The organism is Halomonas sp. THAF12 (assembly GCF_009363675.1).
GTDB classification, from domain to species: domain Bacteria; phylum Pseudomonadota; class Gammaproteobacteria; order Pseudomonadales; family Halomonadaceae; genus Halomonas; species Halomonas smyrnensis.
Genome location: NZ_CP045399.1, coordinates 2,173,959 through 2,189,409 on the forward strand (window position 1 = coordinate 2,173,959; position 15,451 = coordinate 2,189,409).

General features: G+C 67.9%; 12 protein-coding genes. 5 read left to right on the forward strand and 7 right to left on the reverse strand.

Translation table 11 applies throughout. The features are described 5' to 3' along the window. Positions 1–176: 176 nt before the first annotated feature. The 6 genes from cmk to FIU88_RS10025 form a co-directional block, all read right to left on the reverse strand. Positions 177–866 (reverse strand): (d)CMP kinase, encoded by a 690-nt coding sequence (gene cmk, locus FIU88_RS10000; protein WP_152479120.1) that lies wholly within the window; start codon positions 864–866, stop codon positions 177–179. After that, positions 863–3,190 (reverse strand): bifunctional prephenate dehydrogenase/3-phosphoshikimate 1-carboxyvinyltransferase, encoded by a 2,328-nt coding sequence (locus tag FIU88_RS10005; RefSeq protein WP_152480199.1) that lies wholly within the window; start codon positions 3,188–3,190, stop codon positions 863–865. The genes cmk and FIU88_RS10005 overlap by 4 nt, the downstream gene beginning before the upstream one ends. A 16-nt stretch (positions 3,191–3,206) precedes the next feature. Further along, positions 3,207–4,298, reverse strand: a complete 1,092-nt coding sequence (pheA, locus tag FIU88_RS10010) for a prephenate dehydratase (RefSeq protein WP_016856469.1) — start codon at positions 4,296–4,298, stop codon at positions 3,207–3,209. A 90-nt stretch (positions 4,299–4,388) separates the two neighbouring features. Next, positions 4,389–5,492: a 3-phosphoserine/phosphohydroxythreonine transaminase gene (serC, locus tag FIU88_RS10015; RefSeq protein WP_152479121.1), complete on the reverse strand. Its 1,104-nt coding sequence runs from the start codon at positions 5,490–5,492 to the stop codon at positions 4,389–4,391. A gap of 23 nt (positions 5,493–5,515) precedes the next feature. Further along, positions 5,516–8,215 carry a DNA gyrase subunit A gene (gene gyrA, locus FIU88_RS10020; protein ID WP_152479122.1) on the reverse strand — a complete coding sequence of 900 codons (2,700 nt, stop codon included), beginning with the start codon at positions 8,213–8,215 and terminating at the stop codon, positions 5,516–5,518. A gap of 108 nt (positions 8,216–8,323) precedes the next feature. Next, the gene (locus FIU88_RS10025; RefSeq protein WP_152479123.1) at positions 8,324–8,743 is read right to left on the reverse strand and encodes a thioesterase family protein; all 420 of its coding nucleotides are present in this window, start codon (positions 8,741–8,743) and stop codon (positions 8,324–8,326) included. Between the two features lie 159 nt (positions 8,744–8,902). On the opposite strand from FIU88_RS10025, the gene FIU88_RS10030 reads away from it, so the two are divergent. From FIU88_RS10030 to FIU88_RS10050, 5 genes are all read left to right on the forward strand, one after another. After that, positions 8,903–9,835 carry a recombination-associated protein RdgC gene (locus FIU88_RS10030; RefSeq protein ID WP_016856473.1) on the forward strand — a complete coding sequence of 311 codons (933 nt, stop codon included), beginning with the start codon at positions 8,903–8,905 and terminating at the stop codon, positions 9,833–9,835. 26 nt (positions 9,836–9,861) lie between these two features. Next, positions 9,862–11,016, forward strand: coding sequence for a 1-acyl-sn-glycerol-3-phosphate acyltransferase (locus FIU88_RS10035; protein ID WP_016856474.1), 1,155 nt, complete (start codon positions 9,862–9,864; stop codon positions 11,014–11,016). 63 nt (positions 11,017–11,079) lie between these two features. After that, on the forward strand, positions 11,080–12,246 hold the full coding sequence (locus tag FIU88_RS10040) for a cation diffusion facilitator family transporter (protein WP_016856475.1): 1,167 nt from the start codon (positions 11,080–11,082) through the stop codon (positions 12,244–12,246). Positions 12,247–12,320: 74 nt separating this feature from the next. Then, entirely contained in the window at positions 12,321–13,037 is a 717-nt protein-coding gene (locus FIU88_RS10045) for a transglutaminase-like cysteine peptidase (protein WP_253742481.1), read from the forward strand. A gap of 3 nt (positions 13,038–13,040) precedes the next feature. Beyond that, entirely contained in the window at positions 13,041–14,957 is a 1,917-nt protein-coding gene (locus FIU88_RS10050; RefSeq protein ID WP_152479124.1) for an EAL domain-containing protein, read from the forward strand. Between the two features lie 92 nt (positions 14,958–15,049). On the opposite strand, the gene FIU88_RS10055 is transcribed toward FIU88_RS10050, so the two are convergent. Then, positions 15,050–15,382, reverse strand: a complete 333-nt coding sequence (locus tag FIU88_RS10055; RefSeq protein WP_016856478.1) for a hypothetical protein — start codon at positions 15,380–15,382, stop codon at positions 15,050–15,052. Positions 15,383–15,451: the final 69 nt, after the last annotated feature.

Genomic DNA, 15,451 nt, shown 5'->3' on the forward strand with positions numbered 1-15,451 from the left:
TGTTCCTACGTGATCAACGTTGTGCGGCAGGGCCGCTCCTCCGTACCACCAGCGAGTACGGGCCATTTCAGACTGCTCCCGGGGATGTTGGCGCTGGTTCGACCTGGCCGGGCTCACGGGGCACTTAAGGTGCCCGACCACGTCATCACATCGTTCCGGGAGCGCCGCAAGGGAGCTCAGGTGCCGGAGGCGAGCCCACGCTGGGCCAGCAGCTCCGTCAGCCGATCCACCACTTCCGGTATCGTCAGGCTCGTGGTGTCCAGCTCGACGGCATCTTCGGCCGGTACGAGTGGCGCCACGCTGCGTTGCATATCGCGCGCATCGCGTGCCTGAATCTCCTTGAGAAGACTCGATAGACTAGCATCCACCCCTGCCTCCCGCAACTGGAGCTGGCGACGATGCGCCCGCTCCTCGGCACTGGCCGTGAGGAAGATCTTCAGCGGCGCATCGACGAACACCACGGTGCCCATGTCGCGCCCGTCGGCGACCAGCCCCGGGGCCTGGCGAAAGCCGTGCTGCCGCTTGAGCAGCGCCTCGCGCACTGCCGGCAGCGAGGCGACTCGCGAGGCCGCATCACCGACCTGCTCGGTACGGATCGTGCTCGTCGCGTCATCGCCCTCGAGCAGGATGCGCGCTTCGCCGTTCTCGGCCAGGAACACCACGTCCAGGGTCTCGGCGATGGCCGCCACCGCCGGCTCGTCATCCAGCGCCACGTCGTGCCGGGTGGCCGCCAGGGCCGTCAGCCGATAGAGCGCGCCGCTGTCCAGCAGGTGCCAGCCCAGTCGCTCGGCGACCAGACGACTGATGGTGCCCTTGCCGGCCCCGCCGGGGCCATCGATGGTCAGTACCGGCGCCCGCTCGCTCATGACGCCTCCTGCTCTTCTTCGAGGGACAGCCCCACACGGCGGGCCAGATCCACGAAACCGGGGAAGGACGTGGCCACGTTGGCGCAGTCGTCGATGACGATCTCGTCGGAGGCTCTCAGGGCCGCCACGGCAAAGGCCATGGCGATGCGGTGGTCGCCCAGGCTGTCGATGCGACCGCCACCGTAGCTCGGGCCGTCGGCGCCCTGCCCTTCGAGGCGACCGACGATGTCGATGCCATCTTCATAGAGACGGTTCTCGACCCCCAGCACGGTGAGGCCATCGGCCATGGCCTTGAGACGATCGGATTCCTTGACGCGCAGCTCGGCGGCATCGCGCAGCCGGGTCGTGCCCTCGGCATTGGCGGCCGCCACGAACAGCGCCGGAAACTCGTCGATGGCCAGCGGCACCTGGTCGACCGGAATGTCGATGCCCTTGAGCGGCGCATAGCGAATGTGCAGGTCGGCCACGGGCTCGCCGCCCACCTCGCGCTCGTTCTCGAGACGCAGGTCGGCCCCCATCTGCTGCAGGATATTGATCACGCCGATGCGGGTCGGATTGATGCCCACGTGCTCGAGCACCAGATCGGCGCCCGGCGTGATGGCGGCCGCCACCAGGAAGAAGGTCGCCGAGGAGATGTCAGACGGCACATCGATGGGCGCCGCCGCCAGCTCACCGCCGCCCTGCAGCCAGCAGGTATCACCCTGGCGCTCGACCTCATAGCCGAACCCGTTGAGCATGCGCTCGGTGTGGTCGCGGGTCGGCGCCGGCTCGCGCACCCGGGTCTCGCCCTCGGCATAGAGCCCGGCGAGCAGCAGGCAGGACTTCACCTGGGCGCTGGCCATCGGCATGTCGTAGGTGATGCCCTTGAGCGGCTGGCCACCCTTGATCTTCATCGGCGGGCGGCCGCCCTCGGCGGTCTCGATCACCGCACCCATCTCGCGCAGCGGATCGGCCACACGCCCCATGGGGCGCTTGGTCAGCGAGTGATCGCCGGTCAGCTCGGCATCGAACGACTGGCCGGCCAGCAGCCCGGCGAACAGGCGCATCGCCGTGCCGGCGTTGCCCACGTAGAGCGGTCCGGCCGGCGCCTTGAGGCCGTGCAGGCCGACGCCGTGCACGGTGACACGCCCCTGGTGCGGCCCCTCGATGGCCACGCCCATCTCGCGGAACGCCTGCAGAGTGGCCAGGCTGTCCTCGCCCTCCAGAAAGCCGGAGACCTCGGTCACGCCCTCGGCCAGGGCGCCGAGCATGATCGAGCGATGAGAGATCGACTTGTCGCCGGGTACGCGGATGCGCCCGGTCACGCCGCCGCCGGGGCTGACCCGGTAGCGCAGCTGGTCTTGTGCTTGCATCTGGTATTCCGCCTGGTAACTGGTCTGGTTAAGCAGGGTATCGAAGTAGTGTCGGGCATGACTGGCGCGATCGAAGGTCGCCAGCATGGCATCGGTGTCGCCGCGCTCGACGGCGTCGCGCAGCCGGGCCACACCGGATTCGAAGTCGTCGAGGGCATGCAGCACGGCGTCGCGATTGGCGACGAAGATGTCACGCCACATCACCGGATCGCTGCCGGCGATGCGCGTGAAGTCGCGAAAGCCGCCGGCGGCGTAGCGGAAGATGTCGAGCCGCTCGTCCTGGCGCGCCAGGGTATCCACCAGCGAGAAGGCCAGCAGGTGCGGCAGATGACTGGTGCGGGCCAGCACCTCGTCGTGACGCTCCACGCCCATCTCCAGCACCTCGGCGCCGGCGCGTTCCCACAGCGCACGCACCTTGCCCAGCGCCTCGGGATCGGTGGTCGGCTCGGGCGTCAGGATCACCTTGTGGCCGACATAGAGCTCGGGGTTGGCCGCCGCCACGCCGCTCTTCTCGGAGCCGGCGATGGGGTGGCCGAGCACCAGATTCGGCGGCATGCTGCCGAACACGGCCTCGGCCGCTTCGCGAATGGCGCCCTTGGTGCTGCCCACGTCGGTGATCACCACTCCCTTCGCGATGGCATCCGCGTCGGCGAGCTCGGTCATGACCTGGCGCATCGCCAGCACCGGAACCGCCAGCACCACCAGGTCGACGCCGTCGAGCAGCGGCGCCAGGCGCGTGTCGCCGCGGTCGACCAGCCCCATCTCGATGCCGCGGGCGATCTCGTCGGCATCGGGGTCGCAGGCCAGGATTTCGGCACGCTTTTCAGCGGCCCCGAAGCCGGCCGTAGCCCCTTCAGCGGCCCCGAAGCCGGCCGCGCCTTTCTCGGAGGCCCCGAAGCCGGCCTTGCGAAGGGCCGCGGCCAGCGAGCCGCCGATCAGGCCGAGACCGACGATCAGCACCCGGTCGGGCATGGCATTCCGTTGCATCCTAGAGCACGCCCTGAGGGTAGGAGCCCAGCACCTTGAGCTCGGCGGCGCGCAGGCGCACCTCCTCGAGCACCGCGGCAACCCGCGGCTCCTCGCGATGGCCCTTGAAATCGATGAAGAACACGTAGTTCCACACGCCGGTGCGCGAGGGCCGTGTCTCCAGGCGCGTCATGTCGATCTGGTGGCGATGGAACGGCTCCAGCAGGTCGTGCAGGGCGCCGGGCTGGTTGCGCATGGCCACCACGATGGAGGTCTTGTCCTCGCCGGACATCGGCACCTGCTGGTTGCCGATGATCAGGAAACGCGTGGAATTGTCCGGGCTGTCCTCGATCTTCTCGGCCAGACGCGTCAGGCCGTAGAGCTTGGCGGCCATGTCGCCGGCAATGGCGGCGCTGTGCCACTCGGTCTTCACCAGGCGAGCCGCCTCGGCATTGGACGACACCGGAATGCGCTCGGCGTGGGGATAGTGGGCATCCAGCCACTTGCGGCACTGGGCAAAGGACTGCGGATGCGAGTAGATCCGCGAGACCTTGTCCGGGCGCGTGGTCTCGGCCACCAGCAGATGGTGATGAATGCGCAGCACCACCTCGCCGCAGATGCCCATGCCGGAATCCATGAAGGAGTCCAGGGTGTGGTTGACCACCCCCTCGGTGGAGTTCTCCACCGGCACCACGCCGTAGTTGACGGCACCGGCCTCCACTTCGCGGAACACCTCGTCGATGGCCGCCATCGGCAGGCTGACCGCACTCTCGCCGAAGTGCTTGAGCGCCGCCTGCTGGGTGAAGGTACCTTCCGGCCCCAGGTAGGCGACCTTGACCGGCTGCTCCAGCGCCAGGCAGGCCGACATGATCTCGCGGAACAGCCGGGCCATTTCCTCGCCGTCGAGGGGCCCCGGGTTGAGCTCCATGATCCGCCGCAGCACCTGGGCCTCACGCTCGGGCCGGTAGAACACGGCCTTGGGGTCGCCCTGGGTCTTGACCTCGGCCACGCGGCGGGCACACTCCGCCCGCTCGCTGATCAGCCGCAGGATCTCGCCGTCCAGCTCGTCGATACGCTGACGCAACGAATCGAGATTGATGGGGGCATCACTCATCGGTGGTTCCCTTTTCCTCGGGGCCACGCCCCGTTGTCATACGGAGATTCAGGCGTGAAGGCGGGCACCGAAGGGACACCCGCTTTCACCTCACCCGTTGCGCTTCTCGAAGTCGGCCATGAAGTCGACCAGGGCGTCCACGCCGGCCTCGGGCACGGCATTATAGAGGCTGGCCCGCATGCCGCCGACGCTGCGGTGACCCTTGAGGTTCAGCAGCCCCGCCTGCTCCGATTCCGCCAGGAAGGCCTTGTCGAGCCGGTCGTCGGCGAGGACGAACGGCACGTTCATCCGCGAGCGATTGATCCGGGCGATCGGGTTCGAGTAGAAGTCGCTGCCGTCGATGGCGGCGTAGAGCTTCTCGGCCTTGCGTGTGTTGAGGGCATCCATGGCCGCCAGGCCACCGATGTCGTGCTTGAGCCACTGGAACACCAGGCCGGCCAGGTACCAGCCGTAGGTCGCCGGGGTGTTGACCATGGAGCCGGCCTCGGCCAGCGCCTTGTAGCCCATCAGGCTCGGCATCTCGGCACAGGCGCGATCGAGCAGGTCGTCGCGCACGATCGCCAGGGTCAGACCGGCCGGCCCGATGTTCTTCTGGGCACCGGCATAGATGATGCCGAACTGCGAGACGTCGATCGGCCCGGACAGCAGGCTCGACGACATGTCGCACACCAGCGGCACCTCGGTGCCGTCCGGGCGCACGCCGCGGGGCACGTAGTCGAACTCGATCCCGCCGATGGTCTCGTTGGCGGTGTAGTGCAGATAGGCGGCATCATCGCTCAGCGCGATGTCGGCCTGGCGCGGCACGGCGCTGTGGCCGTTCGCCTCGCTGGAGGCCGCGATGGGCGCCGCCCCGAACAGGTGACGCGCCTCGGCGATGGCCTTCTTGCCCCAGATCCCGGTGTGCAGGAAGTTGGCGCTGCCGCCGTGGCCCAGCAGGTTGTAGGGCACGGCGGCGAACTGCAGCGTCGCCCCGCCCTGGGTGAACAGCACCCGGTAGTTGTCGGGAATCGCCAGCAGCTCGCGCAGATCGCGCTCGGCCTGCTCGGCGATGGCCACGAACTCGGCGGAGCGATGACTCATCTCCATCACCGAGAGGCCACGCCCCTGGTAGTCCAGCAGCTCGTCGCGGGCGCGCTCCAGGACCGGCTGCGGCAAGGCAGCCGGGCCGGCGCAAAAGTTGAAATGGCGTGTCATCAGCGTTGTCGTTCCGTTAGCTATTACTGATCATCGTCCTCGGCGGACGGCTCGCTGCCGGCCTCGGCATCGGGGCCGTCCATGACGCCCTCTTCCTCGCCCTCGGCAGGTGCCGCCTCCTCGGGCTCGTCGATGCGCACGGTCTTGACCAGCGACTCGGCCTCACCCAGGCGAATCAGCATCACGCCCTGGGTGTTGCGCGAGCTGATCGACACCTCGTCGACACGGGTGCGCACCAGGGTGCCGCGGTCGGTGATCAGCATCATCTCGTCGGCGCCGTAGACCTGCATCGCCGCCACCAGGGCGCCGTTGCGCTCGCTGGTCTGCATGGCGATCACGCCCTGGCCGCCGCGACCGCGCAGCGGGAATTCCTCGAGGCGGGTGCGCTTGCCGTAGCCGTTCTCGCTGGCGGTGAGGATGTAGATCTGGCCGCCGTTGCCGCCCGCGTCCTCGACGCTCTCGACCGCCTCGTCCTCGCCTTCGCTGTCGATGCGCTGGCTCTGCGGGATGATCAGGCTGATCACCTCGGCGCCATCCAGCAGCTTCATGCCGCGTACGCCGCGCGCGGTACGGCCCATGGCGCGCACGTCGCTTTCCTCGAAGCGGATCGCCTTGCCGTTGGACGACAGCAGCATGGCGTGGTCCGAACCGCTGGTGATGGCGGCACCGACCAGGCGGTCGTCCTCTTCCAGCTCGATCGCGATCAGGCCCACGCTGCGCGGCCGGGAGAACTGCTCCAGGCTGGTGCGCTTGACGGTGCCCTTGGCGGTGGCGAAGAAGATATAGCACTCGGGGTCGTAGTCGCGCACCGGCAGGATGGCGTTGATCGACTCGCCCTCGTCCAGCGGCAGCAGATTGACCAGCGGCTTGCCGCGCGAGCCGCGGCTGGCGGCGGGCATCTCGTAGACCTTGAGCCAGTAGACCTTGCCGCGGTTGGAGAACAGCAGCACGGTGTCGTGGGTCGAGGCCACCAGCAGGTGCTCGATGACGTCCTCGTCCTTCATCGAGGTGGCGGACTTGCCGCGGCCGCCGCGGCGCTGGGCCTGATAGTCGGACAGCGGCTGGGTCTTGGCGTAGCCGGAGCGGGACACGGTGACCACCATGTCCTCCTCGGCGATCAGGTCCTCGATGGACAGGTCGAGATGGCTGGCCTGGATCTCGGTGCGACGCGGCTCGCCGAACTGATCGCGCACGGCGGTCAGCTCCTCGCGGATCACTTCCAGCAGGCGCTCGGCGCTGGCCAGGATCTCGGTGAGCTCGGCGATCCGCTCGAGGATTTTCAGGTACTCGTCGAGCAGCTTCTCGGTCTCGAGGCCGGTCAGGCGATGCAGGCGCAGCTCGAGAATGGCCTGAGCCTGAGCCGGCGAGAGGCGATACTCGGTGGCCCCCTCGTTGAGGCCGAAGCCTTCTTCCAGGTCCTCGGGCTTGCAGGAGTGGGCGCCGGCGCGCTCGAGCATGCCGGTGACCTGGCCCGGCGACCAGCTGCGGCCGAGCAGCTTCTCCTTGGCCTCGGCGGCGTTCGGCGAGGCCTTGATCAGCTCGATCACCTCGTCGATGTTGGAGATGGCGACGGTCAGGCCTTCGAGAATATGGCCGCGCTCGCGGGCCTTCTTGAGCTCGAACAGGGTCCGGCGGGTCACCACCTCGCGGCGGTGGCGGATGAACGCCTCGAGCACCTGCTTGAGGTTGTGGGTGCGCGGCTCGCCGCCCTCGAGGGCCACCATGTTGATGCCGAACACGTTCTGCAGCTGGGTCTGGGCGAAGAGGTTGTTGACCACCACCTCGCCGGACTCGCCGCGCTTGACCTCGATGACGACCCGCAGGCCGTCCTTGTCGGACTCGTCGCGCAGCTCGGCGATGCCATCGATGCGCTTGTCCTTGACCAGCTCGGCGATCTTCTCGATCAGCCGCGCCTTGTTCACCTGGTAGGGCAGCTCGGTGACGATGATGTGGTCGCGACCGCTCTTGTCATCGTGCTCGATGGTGTGGCGGGCACGCACGTAGATGCGCCCGCGGCCGGTGCGATAGGCCTCGAGGATGCCGGCACGGCCGTTGATGATGCCGCCGGTGGGGAAGTCCGGACCGGGGATGTACTCCATCAGGCCGTCGACCGACAGGGTGTGATCGTCGATCAGCGCCAGGCAGCCGTCGATCACCTCGGTCATGTTGTGCGGCGGAATGTTGGTCGCCATGCCCACGGCGATGCCGGAGGAGCCGTTGACCAGCAGGTTCGGCACCTTGGTCGGCAGCACGTCGGGGATGCGCTCGGTGCCGTCGTAGTTGTCGACCCAGTCGACGGTGTCCTTCTCGAGGTCGGCCATCAGCTCGTGGGCGAGCCGGGCCATGCGCACCTCGGTGTAACGCATCGCGGCGGCGTTGTCGCCGTCGATGGAGCCGAAGTTGCCCTGGCCGTCGACCAGCACGTGGCGCATGGAGAAGTCCTGGGCCATGCGCACGATGGTGTCGTAGACGGCGCTGTCACCGTGGGGGTGGTACTTACCGATGACATCGCCGACGACGCGCGCCGACTTCTTGTACGGCTTGTTCCAGTCGTTGCCCAGCTCGTGCATGGCGTAGAGCACGCGGCGGTGGACCGGCTTCAAGCCATCGCGCACGTCGGGCAGCGCACGGCCGATGATCACGCTCATCGCGTAATCGAGGTACGACTGCTTGAGCTCGTCCTCGATGTTGACTGGCAGAATCTCTCTGGCGATGTCACCCATGGGTCGTCGAATCCTTTGCACTGCAAGAGGTTGGCGCGCCGTCTGGCCGTGAGACGGCGCGCCATTTCAGCCGAACATGATACCACTCCGGGCGCCGCAAAGCAGCGGTCATGCGACGACCAGCGGCGCCAGAGCCTCGCGCAGCTCGCCGCTGATGCTCACCGCCTTGTTGGTGGCCACGTCCAGCAGCACGAAGGTGATGTCGGCGCTGGCCACGGCCTTGCCGTCGCGGGCCCGGCGAATGTCCTGACGCATGCGGGCGCTGCGGCTGCCGAGCTCGGCGAGGCCGGTGACGATCTCCAGCTCGTCGCCGGCCGACGCGGCGCGCCGATAGTCGATGTTGAGATTGACGACGACGAAGGCCACTTCGCCGCGCCCCACCACCTCGCCGAGCGCCGGGCGCTCGTCGAAGAAGCTCCAGCGCCCCTCTTCGAGGAACTCCAGATAGCGGGCATTGTTGACGTGGCCATAGCCGTCGAGATGGTAGCCGCGCACGCGCAGCGAGACGGTGGAGCGAGGATCATCCATGAGACATCTCCCGGGGAATGAAGAGCGAATCCCGATTCTATTCAGCCCCGACGCCGACCTTCAAACAGCAGTTTGAACACGAGACCGATCGGGCGCTGGCACCCCCGTTCCCCATTCGCCATAATGTGCCTCCTTTTTCGCCCAGGATACGCTTCATTCATGTGGTTCAAGCACTTGCATCTCTATCGCCTGCACGACGCGCCCGAGCTGGACGCCGCCCGCCTCGAGGAAGCGCTGGGAGAGCAGGCGTTTCGCCCGCTGGGCGGCAGTGAAGCCCGTCGCCTCGGCTGGTGCGCCCCGGCCGGCCGGGCCGGCACCCAGCTGCTGCACGAACTGCAGGGCCAGCGCCTGATCACCGCCCTGCGCCAGGAACGCCTGCTGCCGGCCGCCGTGGTCAAGGAAGAGCTGGAGGAGCGTGTCGAGGCGATCGAGGTCGCCGAGAGCCGCAAGCTGCGCCGCCAGGAAAAGCTCACGCTCAAGGAGCAGGTCTACGAGGAACTGCTGCCGCGCGCCTTCGTGCGCAGCCAGAAAGTCGACCTGTGGTGGGACACCCGGCGCGGCCTGATCGCCGTCAACACCAGCAGCCGCAAGCGCGCCGAGGAGCTGCTCGATCTGCTGCGCGAGACCCTGGGCAGCCTCAAGGTCACCCCGCTGGCCAGCCAGACGCTGCCGATGCGCGCCATGACCACCTGGCTCGGCGATGCCGCGTCGCGGCCGGAGGACATGGCGCTCGGCGACCAGGTCGAGCTCAAGGCCAAGGGCGACGACGGCGTGCTGCGGGCCCGCCAGGTCGACCTCGACAGCGACGAGATCCAGCAGCTGCTCGAGAGCGGTCGCCAGGCCAGCAAGATGGCCCTGGGCCTCGAGGGCCGGCTGACGTTCGTGCTCCACGACGACCTGGCGGTCAAGTCGCTGCGCTTCGACGACGCCCTGATCGACGAGGCCGGCCAGACCGACGACGGCGACGACGCCCTGGTGCGTCTGGAAACCGATTTCATGCTGATGACCCAGGCGCTGGCCGACGGCATCGAGCGCCTGCTGGCCTGGCTGGGCGGTGAAGCCCAGGCTGGCCAGGCCACTCCCTCCGCCTGACCCACACGGCCGCGCTCATGACGACCATGCAAGACCAACACGACAACGATCCCTGGGCCGAGATCCGGCCCTATCATGACGAGGAAGTGCCCGAGGTACTCGAGCGCCTCGCCCGGGACCCGGAGCTGCTCGACGCCCTGACCCGCTTTCGCCTGCCGCGCCTGGCGAAGTGGATGCCGCGGCTGTCACGGACCATCGCCAGTGCCGCGGTACGCCGCGAGGTGCGCGGCGTCACCTCGATCCGCGGCTTCCAGGATCGCATCGCGTCCTACATGCAGCGGATGCTCCGCAACTCGACCACCGACTTCCGCGTCGATGGCCTCGAGCAGCTGGAACCCGACACGGCCTATCTGTTCATCGGCAACCACCGCGACATCTCGCTGGACCCGGCGTTCGTCAACTACGCCCTCTATCTGGCGGACCGCAACACGGTACGCATCGCCATCGGCGACAACCTGCTGCAGAAGCCCTATGTCACCGACCTGATGCGGCTCAACAAGAGCTTCATCGTGCCGCGCAGCGCCCGCGGCAAGCGCGCCATGCTGGCCGCCTACCAGAAGCTCTCGGCCTATATCCGCCATTCGATCACCGGTGACAACCACTCGATCTGGATGGCCCAGCGCGAGGGCCGGGCCAAGGACGGCATCGACGGCACCGACCCGGCGATCGTCAAGATGCTGAGCATGGCGCGACGCACCGTAGACCGCGATGCCGGCATCGGCGAGGCCATCGCCGAGCTGCGCGTGGTGCCGGTATCGATCAGCTACGAGTACGATCCCTGCGACGTCCAGAAGGCCCGCGAACTGCACGCCGTGCACACCAGCGGCGGCTACGACAAGAGCGAGTTCGAGGACATCCGCTCCATCGTGGCCGGCATCACCGGTCAGAAGGGCCGCGTCCACCTGCGTTTCGGCACCCCGCTCTCGGCGGACTTCGACAGCCCCGACGCGGTGGCCGCGGAGATCGATCGTCAGGTGCTCGGCGGCTACCACCTGTTCCCCAGCCACTATCTGGCCCTCGAGGCCCTGGGTGACGCGCCGGAACTGCTGGACCTGAGCGAGGTCACCGACGCCGACCGCGCCCGCTTCAAGGCCCGCCTCGCCGAGGTGCCGGCCGAGCTGCGCGGCTGGTGGCTGGCCCAGTACGCCAACCCGGTACGCAACGTTCACGGCAGCATCTAGGCCGACTGTCGTATGCTGTGAGGCGACAGGGAGTGTCGCCCCACCGCTGACGGGAGAGCCAGGATGACGCCGAGCCACGAACAACGAGCCAGTCAGGCCCGGGAAGCCCACAAGGTCACGCTGGTCGGCGCGGTGGTGGACTTCCTGGTCGGCATGGCCAAGCTCATCGCCGGCCTGATGGTGGGCTCGGCGGCGCTGGTCGCCGACGGCATCCACTCCTTCTCCGACATCCTCACCGACCTCTTCGTGGTCGCGGCCACCCACTTCGGCCGCCAGGCCCCCGATCGCGGCCACCCCTACGGCCATGGGCGCATCGAGACGCTGGCCACGCTGTGGCTCGGCGGCGTGCTGATCTTCGTCGCCGGTGCCATCGCCTGGGCCAGCCTGGGGCGACTGATCGGCGGCGAAGCGGTTCCCGCACCCGGCGGCTGGGCGATCGCCATCGCCGTCGTGTCTCTGCTCGCCAAGGAAGCCATCTATCACTACACGATGCGGGCCGCCCGGCGCATCGGCTCGCGCCTGCTCGAGGCCAACGCCTGGCACTCACGCTCCGATGCCCTCTCCACCCTGGTGGTACTGGTCGGCCTGGTCGCGACCCAGCTGGGTGTCGCCTGGATGGATGCAGTCGCGGCGATCATCGTCGGCGTGATGGTCGGCCGGATCGGCGGCCGCCTGCTGTGGGAGTCCAGCCAGGAACTGATCGACACGGCCCTGCCGGAGGACGAGCAGGCGCTGCTGCAGCGCACCGCCGAGACGGTGCCGGGCGTACGCGGCGTTCACGAGCTGCGCACCCGTCGCATTGCCGGCGATGCTTTGCTCGACCTGCACATCGTGGTGCCGCCGCGGGTCACCGTGTCCGAGGCCCACGAGATCGGCAATGCCGTCAGCCGACGACTGCGCGAGGCCATGCCGCAGCTGGCCGATATCACCTTCCATGTCGATCCCGAGGACGACGAGGGGCAGACCGAGCACAGCCTGCGCCCTGGCCTGCCCCTGCGCGACGACGTCGAGACCCTGCTGGACCATGCCTGGGGCGCCTCGCCGGCCTGGCGGGCACGCGTCGACCTGGACCTGCACTATCTGGATGACCGCATCGATGTATCACTCTACCTGGAGACGCTCCCCGAGACCGTCGACCTGGACGCTGCCGCCGCCGAACTGCGCCGCGCCGCAAAGGGCCTCGACTGGCTGGGTCGGCTGAGGCTCTGGCAGGGACCGGGGCGCGGCTGAGCGTCCTCGGGCTCTCGCATTAGCGCCGCCTCCCGCCTAAGATTTGACTCATCTTCATTCATTAGCGGGACGACATGTCCAACCCCCCTCGCCACGGCCCGGCATCTCCCGGCCGCCGGCGCTGCCTGGCGATGCTCGGCGGCCTGCTGGCGGCCGGTGCCCTCGGACTGCATACCGCCGACTCGCAGGCACGCATCGACCGCACACGCCTGCGCGACAGCATGCGGCAACAATATGGCGAGGGCGGCGTTTCGGTGCTGGAAGAGTGGCTGGCGATGCTGGACGAGCTGAGAGGTGCCGCCGTCGACGCGCAGCTGCGAGGGGTCAACGACTTCGTCAACCGTCGGGTGCGCTGGCTGGAGGATCCCAGCGTATGGGAGCAGGAAGACTACTGGGCCACGCCGCTGGAAACGCTGGGACGCGGCGCCGGCGACTGCGAGGATTTCACCATCGCCAAGTACGTGTCGCTGCGCGAGCTGGAGGTGCCCGAGCCACAGCTGCGACTGATCTACGTCAAGGCCCGTATCGGCCGCAGCGACATCACCCAGGCGCACATGGTGCTCGGCTATTATGCCTCCCCCGGCGCGGAACCCCAGGTACTGGACAACCTGGTGACGTCGATCTCGCCGGCCAGCCTACGCACCGATCTCGACCCGCTGTTCAGCTTCAATGGCAGCGGCCTGTGGGCAGGAGGTTCCAGCCAGTCGCGCGCCGATCCGGTGGCGCGTCTATCGCGTTGGCGCAGCGCCATCGACCGCATGCGGCGGCAGGGCTTCATCCAAGGAGGATAATGCATGTCACTCATCAAGCAGCTCTGGCTAATCATCGTGGGCCTCGTGCTGCTGTCCTTCGGGGCCAGCCTGTTCATCGGCATGAGCACGAGCCGTGCCTACATCGAGCAGGAAGTGCGCATCAAGAACGCCGACAACGCCAATGCCCTGGCGCTGACCATGACCCAGATGCCCAAGGACGACGTCACCCTGGAGCTCTTGATCGCCGCCCAGTTCGATACCGGCTACTATCGGCGCATCGAGCTGCGCACGCCCGAGGGCGAGCTGATCGAGTCCCGCCAGGCCGACGAGGCCATCGGCGACGTACCGGCCTGGTTCGTCGATCTGATCGACTTCAACGTGGCACCGGGCGTGGCGGTGATCCAGGACGGCTGGCAGCAGTTCGCCACCCTGTCCGTGGAGAGCCAGCACAGCTACGCCTATCGCTCGCTCTGGAACAGCACCTTGAAGCTGACCGGCTGGTTCGCGCTGGCCGGCGCCCTCGGCCTGCTGCTGGGCGGTTGGCTGATTCGCGGGATCCGCCGGCCACTGCACCGCGTCGTCGAACAGGCACGGAACATCGGCATGCGCCGCTTCACCACCTCTCCCGTTCCACGCACCCGGGAGCTCGGTGACGTGGTCGAGGCCATGAACCAGCTGAGCCGCGACGTCGGCGACATGCTCGGGCGCGAAAGCCAGCAGCTCGATGTCCTGCGTCGCCGCCTGCAGCATGACGCGATCACCGATGCCCTGAACCGCGATGCCTTCCTCGCCCAGCTGCAGATCCATCTGGAGAGCCATGACTTCCGGGCCAGCGGCGGCCTGGCGCTGATCCGCGTCAGCCACCTGGCTGACGTCAATGAACGACTCGGCCATGCCGGCGCGGATAGCCTGCTGAAGGAGCTCGTGGCCGCACTGGAGCAGCTGGCCCGGGACCACGGCAGTGGCCTGGTCGGGCGCCTCAACGGCAGCGACTTCGCCCTGCTGCTGCCCGGGCTCGACGATCTGACCTTCGCTCAGCAGAAGCTGAACACTCGCCTCAAGGCCCTGACGGAGGCTCGTGACGCCGCGCTCCTGCTGCCCGGCGCGATCTGTCACTATGCCCAGGGCGACAATCGCGGCACGCTGCTCGCCGGCCTCGACGGCGCCCTGTCGATGACCGAATCCAACGGCCAGCACGATATCGCCATCACCGACGGCGAGCGGTCCGCCAGCCTGTTCAATAACCATGCCGAGTGGCGAGAGGCGCTCCAGGGCGCCCTCGGGGAAGGGGTGTCTCTGGCCCACTACCCGGTGCTGGACCGCAACGGCAAGCTGCTGCACTTCGAGTGCCCCTCACGGCTGCGCCTGAAGCAGCAGTGGCACTCCGCCGGCGTGTTCATCCCCTGGGTCTCACGGCTGGGGATGACGACACAGCTCGACCTGGCCGTCGTCGATGCCGCCCTGCAGGACATCACCCAGCGTCAGCAGCCGGTCGGCATCAACCTCTCGGGCGACTCGATGCGCGATGCCCACTTCGCCCTGGAGCTTCGCGCGCGCCTGAGCGCCCGCCCCGAGGCCGCCCGTCGGCTGTGGATCGAAATCCCCGGCAATCTGGCCATTCAGGATCTCGAGCACTTCCGCAGCCTGTGCAAGGCGCTTCAGCCTCTCGGCTGCCGGGTGGGGCTCGAGCACGTCGGCGCCGAGTTCACGCGCATCTCCAACCTTCATGACCTTGGCCTGGCCTATCTCAAGCTCGACAGCTCGCTGACTCAGGGCATCTCGGACAGCCATGAACAGCAGACGATCCTGCGCGGCATGGCGACGCTCTGTCACTCGCTCGGCACCCTGGCCATCGCCGAGGGCGTCGAGACCCACGACCAGGCCGGCACGCTCTTCGAGCTGGGGCTCGACGGGGTGACCGGCCCGGGCATTCGCCAGAGTTTCGAGACCGGCTTCTAGCCGCTCCCACGCCCCAACGCCCCAACGCCCCCCGCCGGCCACGAGGCCGGCGGGATTCGTTGGGGCATTCTTCAGCATGCCGGCGAAGGCGCTCAGATCACGTCATCGCCACCCTCGCGATCCGACACCAGATGCAGGCCATTGAGCCGGTGACGCAGCGACTGTCGCTCCATGACCTTCTGCTGGGCCGCCTCGGGCAGCTCGGTGAAGCGAATGAGCCCCTTGTCCATCAGCAGCTCGATCACGTCCTCCAGCACCCGCACGAAGGCCAGATCCGATGCCTGGAAACGCGCCTTGCCGGACTCGCCCTCCGACAGAAACGCCAGCAGCTCCGGTGAATCGGCCGGCAGGAACTCGGCGCAGTGTGGCGTTTCCTCGCGACTCACCAGCTGGATATGCCCACCCTCGTCACGCTGGACGTACATGATTCGCTCTCCTCTGAGTCACTGACCGTATATTAGCAGGCACGGGACCAAGAAAACGCGCCCGGCGTG